The sequence below is a fragment of the Streptomyces viridochromogenes genome, from assembly GCF_001270495.1.
In the GTDB taxonomy this organism is placed as follows: domain Bacteria; phylum Actinomycetota; class Actinomycetes; order Streptomycetales; family Streptomycetaceae; genus Streptomyces; species Streptomyces viridochromogenes_A.
The window spans coordinates 1-15328 of sequence record NZ_LGUR01000226.1 but is presented as its reverse complement, the minus strand read 5'-3'; the positions used below and the strand labels follow the sequence as shown (position 1 = coordinate 15328).

General features: G+C 65.7%; 28 protein-coding genes and 1 pseudogene. All 29 read left to right on the top strand.

What is annotated here, in order from left to right; genetic code table 11:
- Positions 1-72: 72 nt before the first annotated feature.
- Complete coding sequence (rpsJ, locus tag ADK36_RS32615; RefSeq protein ID WP_003948644.1) at positions 73-381, top strand: 30S ribosomal protein S10; 309 nt, start codon at positions 73-75, stop codon at positions 379-381.
- Positions 382-398: 17 nt separating this feature from the next.
- The gene (gene rplC, locus ADK36_RS32610; RefSeq protein WP_030046373.1) at positions 399-1043 is read left to right on the top strand and encodes a 50S ribosomal protein L3; all 645 of its coding nucleotides are present in this window, start codon (positions 399-401) and stop codon (positions 1041-1043) included.
- Between the two features lie 8 nt (positions 1044-1051).
- Positions 1052-1708, top strand: a complete 657-nt coding sequence (gene rplD / locus ADK36_RS32605) for a 50S ribosomal protein L4 (protein ID WP_030046374.1) — start codon at positions 1052-1054, stop codon at positions 1706-1708.
- Positions 1708-2127, top strand: a complete 420-nt coding sequence (rplW, locus tag ADK36_RS32600; protein ID WP_048585326.1) for a 50S ribosomal protein L23 — start codon at positions 1708-1710, stop codon at positions 2125-2127. The genes rplD and rplW overlap by 1 nt, the downstream gene beginning before the upstream one ends.
- Before the next feature lie 40 nt (positions 2128-2167).
- Positions 2168-3004, top strand: a complete 837-nt coding sequence (gene rplB / locus ADK36_RS32595) for a 50S ribosomal protein L2 (protein ID WP_037887002.1) — start codon at positions 2168-2170, stop codon at positions 3002-3004.
- A 12-nt stretch (positions 3005-3016) separates the two neighbouring features.
- The gene (gene rpsS, locus ADK36_RS32590; RefSeq protein WP_019753092.1) at positions 3017-3298 is read left to right on the top strand and encodes a 30S ribosomal protein S19; all 282 of its coding nucleotides are present in this window, start codon (positions 3017-3019) and stop codon (positions 3296-3298) included.
- 44 nt (positions 3299-3342) lie between these two features.
- Positions 3343-3690 (top strand): 50S ribosomal protein L22, encoded by a 348-nt coding sequence (gene rplV / locus ADK36_RS32585; RefSeq protein ID WP_026290933.1) that lies wholly within the window; start codon positions 3343-3345, stop codon positions 3688-3690.
- Positions 3690-4511 (top strand): 30S ribosomal protein S3, encoded by an 822-nt coding sequence (rpsC, locus tag ADK36_RS32580; RefSeq protein ID WP_003998826.1) that lies wholly within the window; start codon positions 3690-3692, stop codon positions 4509-4511. The genes rplV and rpsC overlap by 1 nt, the downstream gene beginning before the upstream one ends.
- 5 nt (positions 4512-4516) lie before the next feature.
- Positions 4517-4936, top strand: a complete 420-nt coding sequence (gene rplP / locus ADK36_RS32575; protein ID WP_030967307.1) for a 50S ribosomal protein L16 — start codon at positions 4517-4519, stop codon at positions 4934-4936.
- Positions 4936-5160 carry a 50S ribosomal protein L29 gene (gene rpmC / locus ADK36_RS32570; RefSeq protein ID WP_003974259.1) on the top strand — a complete coding sequence of 75 codons (225 nt, stop codon included), beginning with the start codon at positions 4936-4938 and terminating at the stop codon, positions 5158-5160. The genes rplP and rpmC overlap by 1 nt, the downstream gene beginning before the upstream one ends.
- Positions 5160-5447 carry a 30S ribosomal protein S17 gene (gene rpsQ, locus ADK36_RS32565; protein WP_003992363.1) on the top strand — a complete coding sequence of 96 codons (288 nt, stop codon included), beginning with the start codon at positions 5160-5162 and terminating at the stop codon, positions 5445-5447. Before rpmC ends, rpsQ begins: the two co-directional genes overlap by 1 nt.
- A gap of 174 nt (positions 5448-5621) precedes the next feature.
- Entirely contained in the window at positions 5622-5990 is a 369-nt protein-coding gene (gene rplN, locus ADK36_RS32560) for a 50S ribosomal protein L14 (RefSeq protein WP_003998823.1), read from the top strand.
- Between the two features lie 2 nt (positions 5991-5992).
- Positions 5993-6316: a 50S ribosomal protein L24 gene (gene rplX / locus ADK36_RS32555; RefSeq protein ID WP_030046380.1), complete on the top strand. Its 324-nt coding sequence runs from the start codon at positions 5993-5995 to the stop codon at positions 6314-6316.
- Positions 6316-6873: a 50S ribosomal protein L5 gene (gene rplE / locus ADK36_RS32550; protein ID WP_020135807.1), complete on the top strand. Its 558-nt coding sequence runs from the start codon at positions 6316-6318 to the stop codon at positions 6871-6873. The genes rplX and rplE overlap by 1 nt, the downstream gene beginning before the upstream one ends.
- 5 nt (positions 6874-6878) lie before the next feature.
- The gene (locus ADK36_RS32545; protein ID WP_003948630.1) at positions 6879-7064 is read left to right on the top strand and encodes a type Z 30S ribosomal protein S14; all 186 of its coding nucleotides are present in this window, start codon (positions 6879-6881) and stop codon (positions 7062-7064) included.
- 212 nt (positions 7065-7276) lie between these two features.
- Positions 7277-7675, top strand: a complete 399-nt coding sequence (gene rpsH, locus ADK36_RS32540; protein WP_030046382.1) for a 30S ribosomal protein S8 — start codon at positions 7277-7279, stop codon at positions 7673-7675.
- Positions 7676-7699: 24 nt separating this feature from the next.
- Entirely contained in the window at positions 7700-8239 is a 540-nt protein-coding gene (rplF, locus tag ADK36_RS32535) for a 50S ribosomal protein L6 (protein ID WP_030046383.1), read from the top strand.
- Between the two features lie 3 nt (positions 8240-8242).
- Entirely contained in the window at positions 8243-8626 is a 384-nt protein-coding gene (gene rplR / locus ADK36_RS32530; RefSeq protein WP_030046384.1) for a 50S ribosomal protein L18, read from the top strand.
- 38 nt (positions 8627-8664) lie between these two features.
- Positions 8665-9270 carry a 30S ribosomal protein S5 gene (gene rpsE, locus ADK36_RS32525; RefSeq protein ID WP_016434633.1) on the top strand — a complete coding sequence of 202 codons (606 nt, stop codon included), beginning with the start codon at positions 8665-8667 and terminating at the stop codon, positions 9268-9270.
- Positions 9271-9272: 2 nt separating this feature from the next.
- Entirely contained in the window at positions 9273-9455 is a 183-nt protein-coding gene (gene rpmD, locus ADK36_RS32520) for a 50S ribosomal protein L30 (RefSeq protein ID WP_003974250.1), read from the top strand.
- Positions 9456-9457: 2 nt separating this feature from the next.
- Positions 9458-9913 (top strand): 50S ribosomal protein L15, encoded by a 456-nt coding sequence (rplO, locus tag ADK36_RS32515; RefSeq protein ID WP_003974249.1) that lies wholly within the window; start codon positions 9458-9460, stop codon positions 9911-9913.
- Positions 9914-10158: 245 nt separating this feature from the next.
- Positions 10159-11472 (top strand): preprotein translocase subunit SecY, encoded by a 1314-nt coding sequence (secY, locus tag ADK36_RS32510; RefSeq protein WP_048585327.1) that lies wholly within the window; start codon positions 10159-10161, stop codon positions 11470-11472.
- Positions 11472-12134: an adenylate kinase gene (locus tag ADK36_RS32505; RefSeq protein WP_048585328.1), complete on the top strand. Its 663-nt coding sequence runs from the start codon at positions 11472-11474 to the stop codon at positions 12132-12134. The genes secY and ADK36_RS32505 overlap by 1 nt, the downstream gene beginning before the upstream one ends.
- Before the next feature lie 138 nt (positions 12135-12272).
- The gene (map, locus tag ADK36_RS32500) at positions 12273-13109 is read left to right on the top strand and encodes a type I methionyl aminopeptidase (RefSeq protein ID WP_048585329.1); all 837 of its coding nucleotides are present in this window, start codon (positions 12273-12275) and stop codon (positions 13107-13109) included.
- A 243-nt stretch (positions 13110-13352) separates the two neighbouring features.
- Entirely contained in the window at positions 13353-13574 is a 222-nt protein-coding gene (gene infA / locus ADK36_RS32495; protein WP_003948620.1) for a translation initiation factor IF-1, read from the top strand.
- 59 nt (positions 13575-13633) lie between these two features.
- Positions 13634-13747, top strand: coding sequence for a 50S ribosomal protein L36 (gene rpmJ, locus ADK36_RS32490; protein WP_003998809.1), 114 nt, complete (start codon positions 13634-13636; stop codon positions 13745-13747).
- Positions 13748-13940: 193 nt separating this feature from the next.
- Positions 13941-14321 carry a 30S ribosomal protein S13 gene (gene rpsM / locus ADK36_RS32485; RefSeq protein ID WP_030046388.1) on the top strand — a complete coding sequence of 127 codons (381 nt, stop codon included), beginning with the start codon at positions 13941-13943 and terminating at the stop codon, positions 14319-14321.
- 70 nt (positions 14322-14391) lie between these two features.
- Positions 14392-14796, top strand: a complete 405-nt coding sequence (gene rpsK / locus ADK36_RS32480; RefSeq protein WP_003956432.1) for a 30S ribosomal protein S11 — start codon at positions 14392-14394, stop codon at positions 14794-14796.
- A 154-nt stretch (positions 14797-14950) separates the two neighbouring features.
- Positions 14951-15328, top strand: a pseudogene (locus tag ADK36_RS32475) (DNA-directed RNA polymerase subunit alpha); the annotation flags it as partial.

Below are 15328 nucleotides of genomic sequence, written 5' to 3'. Positions count from 1 at the left end.
GCGTGGGTCGGAGGAGCGGGCAGAGGAACACCAGGTTCCAGAGCGTAAGAGAGACAGGACTACTGAGTAGCCATGGCGGGACAGAAGATCCGCATCCGGCTCAAGGCCTACGACCACGAGGTCATCGACTCCTCGGCGAAGAAGATCGTCGAGACGGTGACCCGCACTGGTGCGTCGGTCGCGGGCCCGGTGCCGCTGCCCACTGAGAAGAACGTGTACTGCGTCATCAAGTCGCCGCACAAGTACAAGGACTCGCGCGAGCACTTCGAGATGCGCACGCACAAGCGCCTGATCGACATCCTCGACCCGACCCCCAAGACCGTTGACTCTCTGATGCGACTCGACCTCCCGGCCGGTGTCGACATCGAGATCAAGCTCTGAAGGCCGGTGATCTGAGAATGGCTAAGCAGATCAAGGGCATCCTGGGCGAGAAGCTCGGCATGACGCAGGTGTGGGACGAGAACAACCGTGTTGTTCCGGTCACCGTCGTCAAGGCCGGCCCCAACGTCGTGACCCAGGTCCGCACGAACGACGTCGACGGCTACGAGTCGGTCCAGATCGCCTTCGGCGAGATCGACCCGCGCAAGGTGAACAAGCCCCTCAAGGGCCACTTCGCCAAGGCCGACGTCACCCCCCGTCGTCACCTCGTCGAGATCCGCACCGCGGACGCCTCCGAGTACACGCTGGGCCAGGAAGTCACCGCTGAGGTGTTCGAGTCCGGCGTGAAGGTCGACGTCACCGGCAAGAGCAAGGGCAAGGGCTTCGCCGGTGTCATGAAGCGTCACAACTTCAAGGGCCTCGGCGCCGGTCACGGCACCCAGCGCAAGCACCGCTCGCCCGGTTCCATCGGTGGCTGCGCCACCCCGGGCCGCGTGTTCAAGGGCCTCCGCATGGCGGGTCGCATGGGCAACGAGCGGGTCACCACCCAGAACCTGACCGTCCACGCCGTTGACGCGGAGAAGGGTCTGCTGCTCATCAAGGGCGCGGTTCCCGGTCCGAACGGCGGCCTCGTCCTGGTCCGCACCGCGGCCAAGGGGGCCTGAGGTAACCGATGAGCACTGTTGACATCCTTTCGCCGGCGGGCGACAAGGCCGGTTCCGTCGAGCTCCCCGCGGAGATCTTCGACGTAGAGAAGATCAGCGTCCCGCTGCTCCACCAGGTCGTCGTCGCACAGCTGGCCGCTGCCCGCCAGGGCACGCACAAGACCAAGACCCGCGGTGAAGTCCGTGGTGGTGGCAAGAAGCCTTACCGCCAGAAGGGCACCGGTCGCGCCCGTCAGGGCTCGACCCGCGCGCCGCAGTTCGCCGGTGGTGGCGTCGTGCACGGTCCCGTGCCGCGTGACTACTCGCAGCGGACCCCGAAGAAGATGAAGGCCGCGGCCCTGCGCCACGCCCTCACCGACCGGGCCCGCAACAACCGCATCCACGTCGTCTCCGGCGTCATCGAGGGCGAGAACCCGTCCACGAAGGCCGCCAAGAGCCTGTTCGGCAAGATCAGCGAGCGCAAGAACCTGCTCCTGGTCGTCGAGCGCGCCGACGAGGCCGCGTGGCTGTCCGCCCGCAACCTGCCCCAGGTCCACATCCTGGAGCCGGGCCAGCTGAACACGTACGACGTTCTCGTCTCGGACGACGTGGTCTTCACCCAGGCCGCCCTGGAGTCCTTCGTGTCCGGCCCGAAGGCCAATGACACCGAAGGGAGCGAGGCCTGATGGCTATCCGTCACCCCGCCATTGCCTCGAAGGCCGCGAAGAAGGCCAAGGCCGCTCGCGTCGCCAAGGCGCGTCGCCACGCCGCCGAGGGCAAGAACACCGTCGTCACGCCGGCGAGCAAGGCGTTCACGGACCTCCGTGACATCCTGATCAAGCCGGTCGTGTCCGAGAAGAGCTACGCGCTCCTCGATGACAACAAGTACACGTTCGTCGTCGCCCCGGGCAGCAACAAGACCCAGATCAAGCAGGCCGTCGAGACGGTCTTCGAGGTCAAGGTCACCGGGGTCAACACGATCAACCGCCAGGGCAAGCGCAAGCGGACCCGCACGGGCTTCGGCCAGCGCGCGTCCACCAAGCGCGCGATCGTGACCCTCGCTGAGGGCGACCGTATCGACATCTTCGGCGGTCCGACCGCCTAAGGGCGGTCCGGATCGTCCGATATCGGACGAGGACTGAGAAATGGGAATCCGCAAGTACAAGCCGACTACGCCGGGCCGTCGTGGCTCCAGCGTCGCCGACTTCGTCGAGGTCACGCGGTCCACGCCGGAGAAGTCGTTGGTCCGCCCCCTGCACAGCAAGGGTGGCCGTAACAACTCCGGTCGTGTGACCGTCCGCCACCAGGGTGGTGGCCACAAGCGCGCCTACCGCGTGATCGACTTCCGTCGTCACGACAAGGACGGCGTGCCGGCGAAGGTCGCGCACATCGAGTACGACCCCAACCGCACCGCGCGCATCGCGCTGCTGCACTACGCCGACGGCGAGAAGCGCTACATCCTCGCCCCGCGCAACCTGCAGCAGGGTGACCGCGTCGAGAACGGTCCCGGGGCCGACATCAAGCCGGGCAACAACCTGGCGCTGCGCAACATCCCGGTCGGTACCACGATCCACGCGATCGAGCTCCGTCCCGGTGGCGGCGCCAAGTTCGCCCGCTCCGCCGGTGCCTCCGTGCAGCTGCTCGCGAAGGAGGGCCAGATGGCCCACCTGCGCATGCCTTCCGGTGAGATCCGCCTGGTCGACGTGCGCTGCCGCGCCACCGTCGGCGAGGTCGGCAACGCCGAGCAGTCCAACATCAACTGGGGTAAGGCCGGCCGTAAGCGCTGGCTGGGCGTTCGCCCGACCGTTCGCGGTGTGGCGATGAACCCGGTTGACCACCCGCACGGTGGTGGTGAGGGCAAGACCTCCGGTGGTCGCCACCCGGTCTCCCCGTGGGGTCAGAAGGAGGGTCGTACTCGTGCTCCCAAGAAGGCGAGCAACAAGTACATCGTCCGCCGCCGCAAGACGAACAAGAAGCGCTAGGAGCGGGTTTAGATGCCGCGCAGTCTCAAGAAGGGGCCCTTCGTCGACGACCACCTGATCAAGAAGGTGGAAGCCCAGAACGAAGCCGGCACCAAGAACGTCATCAAGACCTGGTCCCGTCGCTCCATGATCGTGCCGGCCATGCTCGGCCACACGCTCGCGGTGCACAACGGCAAGACCCACATCCCGGTGTTCGTCACCGAGTCGATGGTCGGCCACAAGCTCGGCGAGTTCTCGCCGACGCGCACCTTCCGGGGCCACGTCAAGGACGACCGGAAGTCGAAGCGCCGCTAGTAGCGGATCGCATTCAGACACGTAAGTAACTGAGAGGGACAACCATGGAAGCCAGGGCCCAGGCGCGGTACATCCGCGTTACGCCCATGAAGGCCCGCCGCGTGGTGGACCTTATCCGTGGCATGGATGCCACGGAGGCTCAGGCTGTTCTGCGATTCGCTCCGCAGGCAGCCTCCGTGCCCGTCGGCAAGGTGCTCGACAGCGCCATCGCCAACGCCGCGCACAACTACGACCACCCTGACGCCTCCTCGCTGGTCATCAGCGAGGCGTACGTCGACGAGGGCCCGACCCTGAAGCGGTTCCGGCCGCGCGCCCAGGGCCGTGCCTACCGGATCCGCAAGCGGACCAGCCACATCACCGTGGTCGTCAGCAGCAAGGAAGGAACCCGGTAATGGGCCAGAAGGTTAACCCGCATGGGTTCCGGCTCGGTGTCACCACGGACTTCAAGTCCCGGTGGTACGCCGACAAGCTGTACAAGGACTACGTCAAGGAAGACGTCGCCATCCGTCGGATGATGACGTCCGGCATGGAGCGCGCCGGTATCTCGAAGGTGGAGATCGAGCGCACCCGTGACCGCGTGCGTGTGGACATCCACACCGCTCGTCCGGGCATCGTCATCGGCCGCCGTGGCGCCGAGGCCGACCGCATCCGCGGTGACCTCGAGAAGCTCACGGGCAAGCAGGTCCAGCTGAACATCCTCGAGGTCAAGAACCCCGAGACCGACGCTCAGCTGGTTGCCCAGGCCGTTGCCGAGCAGCTCTCCTCCCGCGTCTCCTTCCGCCGCGCCATGCGTAAGAGCATGCAGTCGGCGATGAAGGCCGGCGCCAAGGGCATCAAGATCCAGTGCGGTGGCCGCCTCGGTGGCGCCGAGATGTCCCGCTCGGAGTTCTACCGCGAGGGCCGTGTGCCCCTGCACACGCTCCGCGCGAACGTGGACTACGGCTTCTTCGAGGCCAAGACGACCTTCGGCCGCATCGGTGTGAAGGTCTGGATCTACAAGGGCGACGTCAAGAACATCGCCGAGGTCCGCGCCGAGAACGCCGCTGCCCGTGCGGGTAACCGCCCGGCCCGTGGTGGTGCCGACCGCCCGGCCCGTGGTGGCCGCGGTGGCGAGCGGCGCGGTCGTAAGCCGCAGCAGGCTGCCGGCGCCGAGGCCCCCAAGGCCGAGGCTCCCGCGTCCGCTCCGGCTGAGAGCACCGGAACGGAGGCCTGACCGACATGCTGATCCCCCGTAGGGTCAAGCACCGCAAGCAGCACCACCCGAAGCGCTCCGGCGCGGCCAAGGGTGGCACGACGGTTGCGTTCGGCGAGTACGGCATCCAGGCGCTCACCCCGGCGTACGTGACGAACCGTCAGATCGAGGCCGCTCGTATCGCCATGACGCGTCACATCAAGCGTGGTGGCAAGGTCTGGATCAACATCTACCCGGACCGTCCCCTCACCAAGAAGCCTGCCGAGACCCGCATGGGTTCCGGTAAGGGTTCCCCGGAGTGGTGGATCGCCAACGTCAAGCCCGGACGCGTGATGTTCGAGCTGTCGTACCCCAACGAGAAGATCGCCCGTGAGGCTCTGACTCGCGCCGCCCACAAGCTGCCGATGAAGTGCCGGATCGTCAAGCGCGAGGCAGGTGAAGCGTGATGTCGGCCGGTACCAAGGCGTCCGAGCTGCGCGAGCTGGGCAACGAGGAGCTTCTGGCGAAGCTCCGCGAGGCCAAGGAAGAGCTGTTCAACCTCCGCTTCCAGGCGGCGACGGGTCAGCTCGAGAACCACGGTCGGCTGAAGGCCGTCCGTAAGGACATCGCGCGGATCTACACCCTGATGCGTGAGCGCGAGCTGGGCATCGAGACGGTGGAGAGCGCCTGATGAGTGAGAGCAACGTGACTGAGCAGACTGCAGAGGCCCGCGGCTTCCGCAAGACCCGTGAGGGTCTCGTCGTCAGCGACAAGATGGACAAGACCGTCGTCGTCGCCGTCGAGGACCGCGTCAAGCACGCGCTGTACGGCAAGGTCATCCGCCGTACCAACAAGCTCAAGGCACACGACGAGCAGAACGCCGCGGGTGTCGGCGACCGCGTCCTCCTGATGGAGACCCGGCCGCTGTCCGCGACGAAGCGCTGGCGCGTCGTCGAGATCCTCGAGAAGGCGAAGTAATCAAGCGGGGGTTCGCCCCCGCTGCCCCCCGCCGGGGCTCCGTCCCGGACCCCGGCGTGGGTTTCCGCCTGAAGAGGCGCAAGTAATTCCTGCGAGGCAATCCCCGCAGGACGGTTCCGCCAGGCTCTCCGGTTCAACCTCCGGAGGGAACCGGCAGACAAACAGGAGATAGACGTGATCCAGCAGGAGTCGCGACTGCGCGTCGCCGACAACACTGGTGCGAAGGAAATCCTTTGCATCCGTGTGCTCGGTGGCTCCGGTCGCCGCTACGCGGGCATCGGTGACGTCATCGTCGCCACCGTCAAGGACGCGATCCCCGGTGGCAACGTGAAGAAGGGTGACGTCGTCAAGGCGGTCATCGTTCGCACCGTCAAGGAGCGCCGCCGTCCGGACGGCTCGTACATCCGCTTCGACGAGAACGCCGCCGTCATTCTGAAGAACGACGGTGACCCTCGCGGCACCCGCATCTTCGGCCCGGTCGGGCGTGAGCTGCGCGAGAAGAAGTTCATGAAGATCATCTCGCTGGCTCCGGAGGTGCTGTAAGCATGAAGATCAAGAAGGGCGACCTGGTCCAGGTCATCACCGGCAAGGACAAGGGCAAGCAGGGCAAGGTCATTGCCGCTTACCCGCGCGACGAGCGTGTCCTGGTCGAGGGTGTCAACCGGGTCAAGAAGCACACCAAGGCCGGCCCGACCGCCAAGGGCTCGCAGGCCGGTGGCATCGTCACGACCGAGGCGCCGATCCACGTCTCCAACGTCCAGCTGGTCGTTGAGAAGGACGGCAACAAGGTCGTCACGCGTGTCGGCTACCGCTTCGACGACGAAGGCAACAAGATCCGCGTTGCCAAGCGGACGGGTGAGGACATCTGATGGCTACCACCACCACTCCGCGTCTGAAGACGAAGTACCGCGAGGAGATCGCGGGCAAGCTGCGTGACGAGTTCAAGTACGAGAACGTCATGCAGATCCCCGGCCTCGTCAAGATCGTGGTCAACATGGGTGTGGGCGACGCCGCCCGCGACTCCAAGCTGATCGAGGGCGCCATCCGCGACCTCACCACGATCACCGGTCAGAAGCCGGCCGTCACCAAGGCCCGCAAGTCCATCGCGCAGTTCAAGCTGCGCGAGGGTCAGCCGATCGGTGCCCACGTCACGCTTCGTGGCGACCGCATGTGGGAGTTCCTGGACCGCACCCTGTCGCTCGCGCTGCCGCGCATCCGCGACTTCCGTGGTCTGTCCCCCAAGCAGTTCGACGGCCGTGGCAACTACACCTTCGGTCTCACGGAGCAGGTCATGTTCCACGAGATCGACCAGGACAAGATCGACCGTACCCGGGGTATGGACATCACCGTGGTCACCACGGCGACCAACGACGCTGAGGGCCGCGCGCTCCTTCGTCACCTCGGCTTCCCGTTCAAGGAGGCGTGAGCGAGATGGCGAAGAAGGCTCTGATTGCCAAGGCTGCTCGCAAGCCCAAGTTCGGTGTGCGTGGCTACACGCGCTGCCAGCGCTGCGGCCGTCCGCACTCCGTGTACCGCAAGTTCGGCCTGTGCCGCGTGTGCCTTCGTGAGATGGCTCACCGTGGCGAGCTGCCGGGCGTGACCAAGAGCTCCTGGTAATCCCTGTAATTAGGGATTCCTGAAGCTCTCGGTAAGCATCTGGGTGGACAGGGGCCCACCCCCGCATGGCTTAGGCTTGTGGGGTTGGGCGCCTGTCGCGCCCGTACGACTTACTACGCCGTAGGTCCACCGCGCCGCACCCGTCCCGTCTCGGATCGGGGAGAGGGATGGCGCACCAGGAAACCCCGGCGAGAGAGGCCGAAGGCCAATTCATGACCATGACTGATCCGATCGCAGACATGCTTACGCGTCTGCGGAACGCGAACTCGGCATACCACGACTCCGTGACGATGCCGGCATCGAAGATCAAGTCGCACATCGCGGAGATCCTCCAGCAGGAGGGCTTCATCACGGGCTGGCGTGTCGAGGACGCCGAGGTCGGCAAGAACCTCGTCCTCGAGCTGAAGTTCGGCCCGAACCGTGAGCGCTCCATCGCGGGCATCAAGCGGATCTCCAAGCCCGGTCTCCGGGTTTACGCGAAGTCCACCAACCTGCCGAAGGTGCTCGGCGGCCTCGGCGTGGCGATCATCTCCACGTCGCACGGGCTCCTCACCGACAAGCAGGCCGGCAAGAAGGGCGTGGGTGGGGAAGTCCTCGCCTACGTCTGGTAGCGGAAGGGAACGGAGGAAACAGCTATGTCGCGTATTGGCAAGCTCCCCATCACGGTTCCCGCCGGCGTGGACGTCACCATCGACGGCCGTACGGTCTCGGTCAAGGGCCCCAAGGGCACGCTGACCCACACCGTTGCCGCGCCGATCGACATCGCCAAGGGTGAGGACGGCGTTCTGAACGTCACCCGCCCCAACGACGAGCGTCAGAACAAGGCCCTGCACGGCCTGTCCCGCACGCTGGTGGCGAACATGATCACCGGCGTGACCCAGGGTTACGTGAAGAAGCTCGAGATCAGCGGTGTCGGTTACCGCGTGACGGCCAAGGGTTCGAACCTCGAGTTCGCGCTCGGCTACAGCCACCCGATCACCGTCGAGGCCCCCGAGGGCATCACCTTCAAGGTGGAGGCCCCGACCCGGTTCTCGGTCGAGGGCATCGACAAGCAGAAGGTCGGCGAGGTTGCGGCCAACATCCGCAAGCTGCGCAAGCCCGACCCGTACAAGGCCAAGGGCGTCAAGTACGAGGGCGAAGTCATCCGCCGCAAGGTCGGAAAGGCGGGTAAGTAAGCCATGGCATACGGACAGAAGATCCTCAAGGGCGACGCCTACAAGCGCGCCGCGATCAAGCGCCGCCACATCCGGATCCGCAAGCGGATCAACGGTACGGCGGAGCGTCCTCGTCTGGTCGTGACCCGCTCGAACCGCCACATCGTGGCCCAGGTGATCGACGACCTCAAGGGTCACACCCTTGCGTCGGCGTCCACCCTGGACACCTCGATCCGCGGTGGCGAGAGCGACAAGTCCACGCAGGCCAAGCAGGTCGGCGCCCTGGTCGCCGAGCGCGCCAAGGCCGCCGGTGTCGAGGCTGTCGTATTCGACCGTGGTGGCAACCAGTACGCCGGGCGCATCGCCGCCCTGGCGGACGCCGCCCGCGAAGCCGGGCTCAAGTTCTGAGCCGCTTCCGTAGCTAGCGGAAAGAGAGAGGTAATCCAATGGCTGGACCCCAGCGCCGTGGAAGCGGTGCCGGTGGCGGCGAGCGGCGGGACCGGAAGGGCCGTGACGGCGGCGCTGCTGCCGCCGAGAAGACCGCGTACGTTGAGCGCGTTGTCGCGATCAACCGCGTCGCCAAGGTTGTGAAGGGTGGTCGTCGCTTCAGCTTCACTGCGCTCGTCGTAGTGGGCGACGGTGACGGCACCGTGGGTGTCGGTTACGGCAAGGCCAAGGAGGTGCCGGCCGCCATCGCCAAGGGTGTTGAGGAGGCCAAGAAGCACTTCTTCAAGGTCCCCCGTATCCAGGGCACCATCCCGCACCCGATCCAGGGTGAGAAGGCTGCCGGCGTCGTGCTGCTCAAGCCCGCGTCCCCCGGTACCGGTGTTATCGCCGGTGGCCCGGTGCGTGCGGTGCTCGAGTGCGCCGGTATCCACGACATCCTGTCGAAGTCGCTCGGCTCCGACAACGCGATCAACATCGTGCACGCGACCGTGGAGGCCCTCAAGGGCCTGCAGCGTCCCGAGGAGGTCGCGGCCCGCCGCGGTCTGCCGCTCGAGGACGTCGCCCCCGCGGCTCTTCTCCGTGCACGTGCCGGGGCGGGTGCGTAATCATGGCGCAGCTCAAGATTACGCAGGTCAAGTCCTACATCGGCAGCAAGCAGAACCACCGTGACACCCTGCGCTCCCTTGGTCTCAAGGGGATCAACACGCAGGTCGTCAAGGAGGACCGCCCCGAGTTCCGCGGCATGGTGCACACCGTCCGCCACCTCGTGACGGTCGAGGAGGTCGACTGATCATGGCGGAGAACAACCCGCTCAAGATCCACAACCTCCGTCCCGCCCCGGGCGCCAAGACCGCCAAGACCCGTGTGGGTCGTGGTGAGGCGTCGAAGGGTAAGACGGCCGGTCGTGGTACCAAGGGTACGAAGGCCCGTTACCAGGTTCCGGAGCGCTTCGAGGGTGGCCAGATGCCCCTCCACATGCGTCTTCCGAAGCTGAAGGGCTTCAAGAACCCGTTCAAGACCGAGTTCCAGGTCGTGAACCTCGACAAGCTGGCGGCGCTGTACCCCGAGGGTGGCGAGGTCACCGTCGAGGGCCTGGTCGCCAAGGGTGCCGTTCGCAAGAACAGCCTCGTCAAGGTCCTCGGCCAGGGCGAGATCTCCGTGGCGCTGCAGGTGACGGTCGACGCCGTCTCCGGCTCCGCCAAGGAGAAGATCACCGCCGCCGGCGGTACCGTCACCGAGCTCGTCTGAACGCAACAGGCGTCTCGATGACTTGAGCGATCCCGACCGGGGATACCCCACAAATGGGGTATCCCCGGTTGGTCGTTCCAAGGGGGGCGGTCTCGCCGGTAAGGTGACCTGCACTGCCCACTTTTACGGAGTGCTTCTTGTGGGGCACTCTGAGCGGCAGTTGACCGTTAGCTAAGTCGTTCCTATTAGTCGATCCTCAAGACCGTCACCCTTGACGCAGTAGCGCGGGGGTCGCAGGAGGCACCGTGCTCACCGCGTTCGCCCGGGCGTTCAAGACGCCCGACCTGCGCAAGAAGCTGCTCTTCACGCTCGGCATCATCGTGATCTACCGGATCGGTACGCATATCCCGATCCCCGGCGTCGACTACAGGGCCGTACAGGTCTGTATCGATCAGGCGAGCACCAACACAGGCCTCTTCGGCCTGGTGAACATGTTCAGCGGTGGCGCTCTGCTTCAGATCACGATCTTCGCGCTCGGCATCATGCCGTACATCACGGCGAGCATCATCCTTCAGTTGCTGACCGTGGTGATCCCGCGCCTGGAAGCCCTCAAGAAGGAGGGTCAGGCGGGCACGGCCAAGATCACGCAGTACACGCGCTACCTGACCGTCGCGCTCGCCATTCTCCAGGGCACCGGCCTGGTGGCCACCGCTCGCAGTGGTGCGCTCTTCCAGCAGTGCCAGGTCGCCAACCAGATCGTTCCCGACCAGTCGATCTTCACCACCGTCGTGATGGTCATCACCATGACCGCCGGTACGGCCTGTGTCATGTGGCTCGGTGAGCTCATCACCGACCGCGGCATCGGCAACGGCATGTCGATCCTGATGTTCATCTCGATCGCCGCGACCTTCCCGTCCGCGCTGTGGGCCATCAAGGAGCAGGGCTCCCTGGCCGGCGGCTGGATCGAGTTCGGCACCGTGGTCGCCGTCGGCCTCGTGATGATCGGGCTGGTTGTCTTCGTCGAGCAGGCTCAGCGCCGAATTCCGGTCCAATACGCGAAGCGGATGATCGGCCGCCGTTCCTATGGCGGCACGTCGACGTACATTCCGCTGAAGGTCAACCAGGCGGGCATCATCCCTGTGATCTTTGCCTCGTCGCTGCTCTACATCCCGGCACTGATCGCGCAGTTCTCCGGCGGAACTTCCGACTGGAAGGCCTGGATCGAGCGAAACCTCGCGCAGACGGACGCCCCGACGCACATCGTCCTCTACTTCTTCCTGATCATTTTCTTCGCGTTCTTCTACGTGGCCATCTCGTTCAACCCCGAGGAAGTCGCGGACAACATGAAGAAGTATGGTGGCTTCATCCCGGGCATCCGGGCTGGCCGACCGACCGCTGAGTACCTTTCGTACGTGCTCAACCGGATCACCTGGCCGGGCTCGCTGTACTTGGGCCTGATCGCTCTCGTGCCGACGATGGCGTTGGCTGGTTTCGGGGCAAACCAGAACTTCCCGTTCGGCGGGACCAGCATCCTGATCATCGTGGGTGTCGGTCTCGAAACGGTGAAGCAGATCGAGAGCCAGCTCCAGCAGCGCAATTACGAAGGGTTCCTCCGCTAATGCGTATCGTCCTCGTCGGGCCGCCGGGTGCCGGTAAGGGAACGCAGGCCGCGTTCCTCGCCAAGAACCTGTCGATCCCGCACATTTCCACGGGCGACCTGTTCCGGGCCAACATCAGCCAGCAGACGGAGCTCGGGAAACTCGCGAAGTCCTACATGGACGCGGGCAACCTGGTGCCTGACGAGGTCACCATCGGGATGGCCAAGGACCGCATGGAGAAGCCGGACGCCGAGGGCGGCTTCCTCCTGGACGGCTTCCCGCGCAACGTGTCCCAGGCCGAGGCGCTCGACGAGATGCTCCAGTCCGAGAGCATGAAGCTGGACGCGGTGCTGGACCTCGAGGTCCCCGAGGAAGAGGTCGTCAAGCGGATCGCCGGGCGGCGGATCTGCCGCAAGGACTCCAGCCACGTCTTCCACGTCACGTACAGCCAGCCGAAGAAGGAGGGCGTCTGCGACGCCTGCGGCGGCGAGCTGTACCAGCGGGACGACGACTCGGAGGAAACCGTCCGCACGCGGCTGGAGGTCTACCACACGCAGACCGAGCCGATCATCGACTACTACAAGTCCCAGGGGCTGGTCGTCACCATCTCCGCGCTGGGCAAGGTCGAAGAGGTCACGGCGCGCGCCATGGAGGCGCTTCAGCGTGACGAGGGCGGCAAGTAGCAGCGTTCTCGGCTGTACGTAGCTCAGGCCGCGGTTCCCGGTGAGGGGGCCGCGGCTGCTGCGTGGGGTGGGCCCGCAGGCTCGGCCCTTATGGTTGAAGCAGTCCCCTCTATCCCGTCCAGAAAGGCGCCCGTCCCCATGGTGCAGATCAAGTCCCCCGAGCAGATCGCCAAGATGCGTGAGGCGGGGTTGGTCGTCGCTGCCATCCACGCGGCCACGCGTGAGGCCGCGGTGCCCGGGGCCAGCACCAGGGATCTGGACGAGGTCGCGCGCAAGGTGCTCGCGGAGCACGGCGCGAAGTCGAACTTCCTCGGCTACGGCGGTTTCCCCGCGACGATCTGCACCTCCGTGAACGACGTCGTCGTCCACGGCATCCCGTCCGAGGACGTCGTCCTCAAGGACGGCGACATCATCTCCATCGACTGCGGCGCCATCATCGACGGCTGGCACGGCGACGCCGCCTACACCGCCTTCGTGGGCTCGGGTCACGCTCCGGAGCTGGTCGAGCTCTCCCGGGTGACCGAGGAGTCGATGTGGGCCGGCATCGCGGCGATGAAGCAGGGCAATCGGCTGGTCGATGTGTCGCGTGCCATCGAGACGTACATCCGCCGGCAGCCGAAGCCCGGTGGCGGCAAGTACGGGATCATCGAGGACTACGGCGGCCACGGCATCGGCACCGAGATGCACATGGACCCGCATCTGCTGAACTACGTCGACCGGCGACGGGGGAAGGGGCCGAAGCTGGTCCCCGGGTTCTGCCTCGCGATCGAGCCGATGGTCTCGCTGGGCACGCCGAAGACCGAGGTCCTTTCGGACGACTGGACGGTCATCACCACGGACGGCACGTGGTCGTCTCACTGGGAGCACTCGGTCGCGCTGACCGAGGCGGGGCCGCTGGTGCTCACGTCTCCCGACGGGGGTAAGGCGAAGTTGGCTGAGCACGGGATCGTCGCCGCGCCGGATCCGCTGGCGTGACGCCTATGAGGGAGCTGATTGCCGCTGTCCTGCGGCTGCGGCGCCGTCGTGGCTTGTCGCGCAGTTCCCCGCGCCCCTTTGGGGCGCTTAACGATCTGTCTCCTGGGGCAGGATCTCTCGATTCGTCTTTCCGGGTGCGCTGACGTAGACTGACTCGTCGGCTCTCGTGCACCCGCATGTCCGCATGCGCCCGTAAGGGAACGCGGGGGAGTCGATCAAGGTAGTCGATTCGAAGGGCGAAGCGTGGCCAAGAAGCAAGGTGCCATCGAGATCGAGGGCACTGTCGTCGAGTCTCTTCCGAACGCCATGTTCAAGGTCGAGCTCCAGAACGGCCACCAGGTCCTGGCACACATCAGCGGCAAGATGCGTATGCACTACATCCGCATCCTCCCTGACGACCGGGTCGTGGTGGAGCTGTCTCCGTACGACCTGACGCGTGGCCGGATCGTCTACCGGTACAAGTAGATCTTGCCCGCGCCCCGGGCCTCCCGAGGCGATGGCACTGACCCGGAGAACCTCACCCAATGAAGGTCAAGCCGAGCGTCAAGAAGATCTGCGACAAGTGCAGGGTGATCCGCCGTCACGGTCGGGTCATGGTCATTTGCGAGAACCCGCGCCACAAGCAGCGCCAGGGCTGACGCACGACCAACTCCCTCTGCACCGATATCGCAGAGTTTCGCGCGACGCGAGCTGAATATGTTCATACGCAGAATCCAGGCGAGTCATCGTCTGACACCCCCGGTTCGGAGGCTGGGGACCCAGTTCGTACCTGGTACGGCGGCTGGGAGTCGATTCTGCGGAAGACCTCCGAAGATCACCAGGAGCCATTGAATGGCACGCGTTTCCGGTGTTGACATCCCGCGCGACAAGCGCGTGGAGGTCGCCCTCACCTACGTGTTCGGCATCGGCCGGACCCTCTCGCAGGCGACGCTGGCAGCGACCGGCGTCGACCCGAACACCCGCGTTCGCGACCTCTCCGAGGAGCAGCTCGTCGCGATCCGCGAGTACGTCGACAACAACATCAGGACCGAGGGTGACCTCCGTCGTGAGATCCAGGCCGACATCCGCCGCAAGGTCGAGATCGGTTGCTACCAGGGTCTGCGTCACCGTCGCGGTCTGCCCGTCCGCGGTCAGCGCACCAGCACCAACGCTCGTACCCGTAAGGGCCCGCGTCGCGCCATCGCCGGTAAGAAGAAGCCGGGCAAGAAGTAGTCCTCAGCGGACAACGCTTCATCAGCGGTCTTCGCTGTAGGACCGACCACCTCCCCGTAGGAGTTTGTAGATGCCCCCCAAGGGACGTCAGGGCGCTGCCAAGAAGGTGCGCCGCAAGGAAAAGAAGAACGTCGCTCACGGCCACGCGCACATCAAGAGCACGTTCAACAACACGATCGTCTCCATCACGGACCCGTCCGGCAACGTGATCTCCTGGGCCTCCGCCGGCCACGTCGGCTTCAAGGGCTCCCGGAAGTCCACGCCGTTCGCCGCGCAGATGGCCGCCGAGTCGGCTGCCCGCCGCGCCCAGGAGCACGGCATGCGCAAGGTCGACGTGTTCGTGAAGGGTCCGGGTTCCGGTCGTGAGACCGCGATCCGTTCGCTCCAGGCCACCGGTCTCGAGGTCGGCTCCATCCAGGACGTCACCCCGACCCCGCACAACGGCTGCCGTCCGCCGAAGCGTCGTCGCGTCTGACGTACGGCTGCTTCGCAGCAGGCTTGGTCTCGGGCGGTACGGCTCTCTGAGGGGCGTATCGCCCGTACCCTTGCAGTACCCGCGCTTTCCATGGGTGCGGTTTCCGTCGGGCGTCAAATAGCGGGCGTCCACGAATGAAGGATCTGATCCACACATGCTGATCGCTCAGCGTCCCTCGTTGACCGAAGAGGTCGTCGACGAGTTCCGCTCCCGGTTCGTGATCGAGCCGCTGGAGCCGGGCTTCGGCTACACCCTCGGCAACTCCCTGCGCCGGACCCTCCTGTCCTCGATCCCGGGTGCAGCGGTCACGTCCATCCGTATCGACGGCGTGCTGCACGAGTTCACCACCGTGCCGGGCGTCAAGGAGGACGTCACCGACCTGATCCTCAACATCAAGCAGCTGGTCGTCTCCTCGGAGCACGACGAGCCCGTCGTGATGTACCTGCGCAAGCAGGGCCCGGGTCTGGTCACCGCCGCCGACATCGCGCCGCCGGCCGGTGTCGAGGTGCACAACCCCGACCTCGTCCTCGCC